Consider the following 7589-nt stretch of genomic DNA (forward strand, 5'->3'; position numbering starts at 1 on the left):
TATCCTTTTGCAATCAATTCGAAATTCATTAGCTTTGATTTAAAGAAAATTTTTTATGGCATAGATCTTTGCACAGGAGTTTTTGACACTCATTTTTCCTTTCATTATGAAATAGATCAAAAGCTTGAAGAAAATAAAGAATTTCTTTTAAAAAGACTTTTGTCTTATTTGATTATTGATGAGAAAAGAAATGCAACTGCTTTAGAGGATATAAAAGAACAAAAATATATTATAGATGATTATACTTTTTATTTTAAAGAGTTAAAATCTTTAGAACTTAAAAAATGCACTATATATCAACTTCCTTGTAATCATCCTTTGTTTAAAGAGTTTAGAAATAAAGAAAAGCAAATTAGTGCTTTTAAAAAGGATGAAGATAGTCCTATTCATGCTTACAATGAAGCTTTACAAATTTTACAAGATTTTGCTAATGGAATTTACAATACAAGTAAAGATAAAACAGGAAGATATATAGAAGATAAAAATAAAACCAGAAGATTACTAGAAAAACTCAATATCATAGGACAAAACAATCTTAAGGCTATGTATATGGGGATAAATGGAAATAAAGAAAGCTTGAAAGCTATAGGCAAAAGAGAAAATAACACTAGCAAAGCAAGTGCAAATGCTGACATCACATCAGAAACAAAAACTCCGCCTAATTTCATAGGCAGACTAGCTACTACTATAATCATAGAAGATGGTTTATACATGGGTTAAATTAAGAAAGGATAGATAATGAGTGAAACTTATGAGATTTATACACCTAATGGATTAACATTAGATGTGGAAAAAGATACCAATAAAATACTCTTTAAAGAAAATGTTAAGCCCACAGGCAACTATACCGAAGAATATTCCAAAGCGGTTTTTAAATCTTATCATATTATGAAAAACTCCCCCTACAAAGACTATAAACCCCAATACCTAGATCCTGAATTTCACACAGGGGAGAAATCTACTTTGCTTGAATTTAAAGATTGGCAAAGCATATATTTAAAAGATCCTATCCAAGGAGCTATAGCTCCTTGGACTAAAGCAGAAAAAGCTTATTATAAATCTTTAAAAACTAAAAGAGAAAGATATAAATATTTAGCAATAAGAAGTGGATTAAGATCTGTGGTTATAGATATACCCTATGATGCTTATGCTAATGTAGATGAAAAAGGATATTTAATCAATGAAGAATACGCCTATATTTACGATGAAGTAAGTTCTCATCGTGGAACATTAAAATCTTATTCTTTCTTTAATGAATGGGAATTGTCTGCTTTACTTTTGGGAAATATTAAAGCTAGTCCCACAGCTGCCGTAGGATTTAAAGCAAGACAACAACAAGCATTGTTTTTACAAGCTCAACTTGGAGATAAAAATGCTTTTAAAAGTTTAGGTTTAGCAGTATTGTGTTCTAATTCTTTTCTTACAGGGCAACATTGGAATAAGCTTAGAGCAAAAATGATTTACGATTTACACGATCATCATTATGAGAGTTTATTAGATGAATTTGGTATGCTTCCTTTTTTAGATGAGATTATAGGAGCAGATTGGACGATTGATTTAAATAAATATGATTTTGCCTATGATGAAGAAGGCAGGATCATTTGGGCTTTATATGATGATATTGAAAAAGGCAAATTAAAAGATCCAAGAGATATAGATTCTACTCCTGAAAGTAGAAATAAATTTGATGATGCTATGGATGGATACGAAAATGGAATGGTAACAAGATTTGATGTAGATACTCCAAATGATTGGAGTGAACAACAAGCTGCTTTAGATAGAGATACTCTAGTATTAAGCGCCAAATTAGCAGCCCTCACTCCTCCTCAAGGCTATCCTAATGCCCCTTATTATTTTACACCTGAAAGATTAGAATGGATTTATAAAAGAGGATATTTAGACAAACTCCTTGATCCAAGAATTCCTGCTATTTATAGATATAATTTTCCGCAAGAACTTCGAGCTAAAATACTAGCTTATGCTAAAGAGCATAATATCAAAGAGTAAAAATCACTCAAAATCTTTAATATACTTTTCCAATGCTTTGATGGTAAGATTTTCAAAAAGAATCTTATCTTCTTTAATATTATTTTGTATGGCAGCTTCAATATATTTAATAAACATATTTTCTTCCATTTCTTCAAATATTGGAGTATATAATTCTTTTGCGATTAGGCTAAGGGCTAAAATATTGATCAATCTTGTGGATTTGATTAAGGGTATATTATTAATAATACTTTCAAAATCTTTAATGTTGATAGGAGAATAATCATTATTTAATTTAGAGTTTTGTTGTTTTGTTTTAATATCTTTTAAATTTTTTACCAAACTTTTTAAAACATTTTCATATTCTAATGAATTTGGATTTTTTTGAATTATTTCTTTTAAAAAGCTATCATCTGCCTTTTCTTCTTCGATAAATTTATAATCATTATTTTCTAAAATCTCTTTCAACTCTTTATTTTTGTCAAAATTTATACTTGTTTTTCCTCTAGGCTTAATTTCAATTTCATCAAAATGATTGCGTTTTTCAATATCTTCTAAGTATTTTTTATTTTCTTTAATGCTTGCTTCAATGCTTTTTGCATCCACAAATCTAAATTCTAAATTACCGATTTTAAAAATATCGCCTATACTGATTATTATTTCATAGCCACTTGGCATTCTAGAAAAGGACTTATTATAATAAATGTCAGAATCTTCAAAAGCCGCAATTGTAAAAGATCCTTCTTCATAAGATACTATGGCATGGGTATTTTTGATTTGTTCTAGTTTATCTTGAATACGAAAAGTGCAATCATCACCGCTTCCTATAGTTCCACCCTTTGTGTTAAATACAAATGTTTTAGAACCACTAATACATTCGTCATAATTCTCAATAGTAATTCCTATTTCTTCTTTTTCTATCATTGTTTATTTACCCCTGTAATATTTTCTACTATTTTAAGATTATTTAAAATATAAACTATATTATTTAATTCACTAGCACCGTTAATAATTTCAAAGTCAAAATATAAGTTTTTATTATTGTTAAATATAATGCTGTATATAGAATTACTTTTATTATCTTTTATAAACTTATACCATGCCCATTCTCCTTTATATGATTTTGTATAATTTAAATTAGGATTAGAGTAGTTATAGGCTGTAAAATTTAAACTTGTTCCATTATTGAATTTTTCTGCTACAATTTGTAGGGTTTGATTAAGAGTATGATCGTATTGGATATTTTTATTATCATAGCCAAGCTTTATAAAGGAAAAATCCGCACTTAAATCAAGGCTTTGAATAGTAAAATTAACTTTTATATTATCATTACCATTTAGTATGAGACTAGAGAGATTGCCTGCATTGGTGATAAAATCTAAAAATTCTTTAGAGAAATTTAATTTTGAAGCAAATTGAGAATTGACAGAATAGTTATTTTTTCTTTTTACCAAAACATTGTTCAAGTATTTTTTATAAAAACTATTTAATGTCCCATTTCTTCCAAAAAATGTTTTAAAACTATCCATACTAAGATCTGCTACACTCTCATCATTAAAAGGATAATATGGCGCAATATCATTAACAAATGGATTATACACTTCATTAATCCAAGCAGTATTAAATAAAGAAATACCATGATTTTCTATAAAATTCCACGAATAATTAGAAAGCTGACTATAATATCTCTCTAAATCATTAGGTAATTTTTTTATGTTCATTTGAAATACAGCAAAAGGATCATTGGCATCTTTATTGCCTCCAAGAGCATATGAAATTTTTTCTTCAGCGCTTTGGTTATTATTAGAACTAAAATCTATAATTTTATTGGACATATTTGCAATACTTGTATTAAGAATATCTAATATTTTTTCATCATCAGTGCCTTTGCCCACTTCTATATTACCAACACTCAAAAGTGTATTTTTGTTTACTAGCTTATGATATTGTGTGAAAGCATTGCTTACCCCAATAAAATTTGATCTAATTTCCCCAGCATTTAATCCTAAATTGTAGGCTTGAGTTAGTAAAACTGCATCATTTAAATTTGTATTAGAACTAACAATTTTTAACAAAGAATATAAAGGGTTTTCTTTTTTTGATAAGATATTAAGCTCATTAAGCATTGCCTCTTTGGTATTATACCTAACAGGTTGCAATGAAGCGAGTAGATTTTGCCAAGCATTTTGGTATTCACTTAAGTATAATTTTAAAATACCCATAGTCAAAGTGTTTTTATTTTCTTTAAAATTGTTATCTAGCATCCAAGATTCAATATTGATTGCGGTGTCAACTTGTTGATTTAAATCATTTAAAAAGTCCATCATACCAACTTTTGTATATATTTTATCTATAGAAGTTATTTGAGAATTATTTGAAAATACACTATTTGCAGCAAAACCTAAATCCTCTTTTATAAGATATTTTTCTTTAGGTTTATCGCTATTTAAAAAATTAAGAAGAATGTAAATTCTTTGAGTTCTACTTATACTCTCAAGTTTTCTTTTTCCTGTATGTATACTGTTTTCATCTTCTGTAAAAGATTTAAGATTAAATTGTTTAAGCTCATCCACCCCTTCTAGAAAGTCATCTTTAGAGATTGAATACTTACTTAAAGTATTCCAATTCTCGTTAATCCAAATTTTTAGTATTTCTTTATTAAAATATTTTTGTTTAAACAAAGATCTATACATATATAATGTTTTGATTAAATTTTCTTTATTTGTATCGGTAAGTAAAGTATATTCCATTTCTTTTAATAAAGTATTTTTTAACACATCTTCATTCAGTTTATAATAAAGTTGTTTAGCTTCTTTAAATCCTTTGTATGAGAGATTTAGATTTAAATATTGAAATATATTATTATCTTGCCAAAGTTCAGGATAAGTATTTAAAATATTTCTCAATTCAATTAAGAAGTCAGCTTTTTGTTTAATATTTAAATTTTGATAATCTTGATCTTTAAGAAGCAATTGTAAAGATCTTAAGGTATTTTGGCTTTTTTCGAATTCTTTATTGTTTTTACTTATAAAATAAGAAGATATAGCATATGTTCCAAAGCTTATGATTAAAATTATAATTAAAAAAGATAATTTTTTAGAATAAGATTTCATAGCGCTTAAAGAATAATCTGTAAAAATTAAATCTTCGAGCAGTGATTTAACAAAATAGCTTTGTTTATTATGTATAATATTGGATTTTGATAATACTTTTTTGCAGTTATATTTCTCACATATGGCATCGAGTAAGAAATTTCTAGGAATATTTTCTTGATAGGCGCTAACAAAATAAACTCCTCTAAGATAAGAATTATTTTTAAGCTTATTTTCTTCTTGTACTTCCAAAATAAAAGTCTTTGCTAATGCAAATAAATTATCAAATTGTTTTAAAAATAAGTAGCTTTTATTTTTATTTTCCATATTGTAAATATGGGAATTTTTACTCATTAAAGAGCATAATAATGAATCACTTAATTCTTTAAATTCATTATTTAAAAATTCTTCACTTAAGATTTTATCAAAAGATAATCCTAAAATTTTATCCGAAATTTTTTTATCGAAAATATCAAAATACTCTTTCATGCCTTCCATCAAGTCAAGTTTTGAAAAAACTATATAGATGGGCAACTTTAAATTCAAAGTTTTTTCACATTCGTTTACTCTTTTTGTTAGATATCTAATAAGATTTTTGGAATACTCCTTAGGATTATTTAAGAAAAGGACAGTATCAACAACTAAAATAATTCCATTTAGTTTGCTATGAAAAAAATTTTTATTGAGAAAAGTAAGGAATTTTTTCCATATATTTTTTTTAATTAAAAAATCTCTATTTTTATCTATATCATCTTCGGGTATTTCATCGCTACTTGTAGGCTTAAAAAATTCTTCTTGTGAAAAATAGTTTCCTTCTGTATCTAACAAAGCACCTTTTTTTGATACATAAAGTGCAAAATTTCTAGTAGACTTATGGAATTTTTTATAAGACTCTAAACTATCGCTAAGTGGATATTCGATGTTAGAATAATTGATAAAAGTGCTTTTTCCAGCCCCTTCATTTCCTATGATGATAATTAAGGGTAAATTTTTTGTTTTTAAATCATTCTTCCATGTTTCTTTGGCATCTTTAAGAGATAAAAAGAAGTTTCTTTTAGATTTGTAAATAAACTCATCAGCTTCTTTTTTTAGGTCTTTAAATTTTAATCTTTTTTCACTTTTTAAAGAAGATATAAAATTTATAATAGGCTTTAATAAAAAAAATAAAAAAACAATAAGCCAAATTATCAAGATAATACTAAATCTTAAAAATGAGCTACTAAAAATATATATGTCGTTAAAAGCTATTAAAGGACCCCAAAACCAAAATAAAACACTAAAAAGAAAAATACAACAAAGTAAAAAAGCAGTTATAAATAATCTTGATTTTATAAAATCAAATATTTTTTTAAACATCGTTATTCCTTATTTAAAGTAAAAACAAATAAATATTAATATCAATATACAAATATTTTACAAAAATTTATATAGATTAAGATTAAAATGATACAATTTTGAATGTTAAAAAAAATTAAAGGAGGTTCTTTTTATGGCTGAACCAGCGTTTATAAGAATTGAAGGTTCCACACAAGGTTTGATTTCAAGTGGTGCATCTACTGAAGCGAGTATTGGCAATAGATATAAATCAGGTCATGAAGATGAAATCATGGCGCAAGAGGTATCTCATATCGTAACTGTACCCGTTGATCAGCAAAGTGGGCAACCTTCTGGACAAAGAGTTCATAAGCCCTTTTCTTTTACTTGCTCATTGAATAAGTCCGTGCCTTTGTTATATAATGCACTTACCAAAGGAGAAAGACTTCCAACAGTCGAAGTTCATTGGTTTAGAACTGCAGCAAGTGGCGGATCTGAACATTTTTTTACTACAAAATTGGAAGATGCAATTATTACAAATATTGAATTAATAATGCCAAATGCACAAGAGTCAAGTAATCATGATAAAACCGAGCTTTTAAAAGTTTCAATGAGTTATAGAAAAGTAGTTTGGGAACATACTGCTGCTGGAACTAGCGGAAGTGATGATTGGAGAGAAGGTAAAGCTTAATTATAATTATCTTAAAAAATCCCGACTAAAATGCGTAATTATAGTCGGGGTTATATCTTAAAAATATATTTTGTTTTCTTGGTTTTAATTACAAAACTACTTTCTAAATTATAATACTATTTATTCATACATGAAATCATTTATCTTAATGAGCAATTTTTGTCTTCTATGTTTGGATGCTAGCGAGCTAATCTTTATCAAACCACAAAATTACATCTTAATTTTAATAAAATAGAGAATCTAAGGAGATAACCCATGACATATATATTACTTCTTATTATAATTTCTACTATTCTTTCTTATCTTATATTAAAATTTATTTATAAAATCATCTTTAAATCTACAAAAAGCGTTTCAAAGTTTTTAGTCTTTCTTGGAAGTATAGGCTTAATTATCTTTTATTATACTCCTTATTCTTATTATTTAGAGCCTAGTTATTGGCAATTTAGGAATATGTGTAAGTTAAATGAACTTCCTAAAGTATAATAAGATTCTAGGGTATTTTG

At 26.6% G+C, this 7589-nt stretch carries 5 protein-coding genes and 1 pseudogene; 4 read left to right on the forward strand and 2 right to left on the reverse strand.

Annotated features, from left to right (window positions below; all coding sequences use genetic code 11):
- Both AJN58_RS06015 and AJN58_RS06020 read left to right on the forward strand, forming a co-directional pair.
- Positions 1-720 (forward strand): annotated as a pseudogene (locus AJN58_RS06015) (hypothetical protein); the annotation flags it as partial.
- Between the two features lie 18 nt (positions 721-738).
- Complete coding sequence (locus tag AJN58_RS06020; RefSeq protein WP_070233293.1) at positions 739-2007, forward strand: hypothetical protein; 1269 nt, start codon at positions 739-741, stop codon at positions 2005-2007.
- 3 nt (positions 2008-2010) lie between these two features.
- Here the strand turns inward: AJN58_RS06020 and AJN58_RS06025 are convergent, their stop codons facing one another.
- Together AJN58_RS06025 and tssM are read right to left on the reverse strand one after the other, a co-directional pair.
- On the reverse strand, positions 2011-2910 hold the full coding sequence (locus AJN58_RS06025) for an FHA domain-containing protein (protein ID WP_044779682.1): 900 nt from the start codon (positions 2908-2910) through the stop codon (positions 2011-2013).
- Positions 2907-6434, reverse strand: coding sequence for a type VI secretion system membrane subunit TssM (gene tssM / locus AJN58_RS06030; protein WP_070276497.1), 3528 nt, complete (start codon positions 6432-6434; stop codon positions 2907-2909). Before tssM ends, AJN58_RS06025 begins: the two co-directional genes overlap by 4 nt.
- Positions 6435-6567: 133 nt before the next feature.
- Between tssM and AJN58_RS06035 the strand changes: the two genes are divergently transcribed.
- On the forward strand, positions 6568-7083 hold the full coding sequence (locus AJN58_RS06035) for an Hcp family type VI secretion system effector (protein WP_044779685.1): 516 nt from the start codon (positions 6568-6570) through the stop codon (positions 7081-7083).
- A 255-nt stretch (positions 7084-7338) separates the two neighbouring features.
- Complete coding sequence (locus AJN58_RS06040; protein WP_002881838.1) at positions 7339-7569, forward strand: hypothetical protein; 231 nt, start codon at positions 7339-7341, stop codon at positions 7567-7569.
- Positions 7570-7589 lie beyond the last annotated feature (20 nt).

The organism is Campylobacter sp. BCW_4321 (assembly GCF_001763075.1).
Lineage (GTDB): Bacteria > Campylobacterota > Campylobacteria > Campylobacterales > Campylobacteraceae > Campylobacter_D > Campylobacter_D jejuni.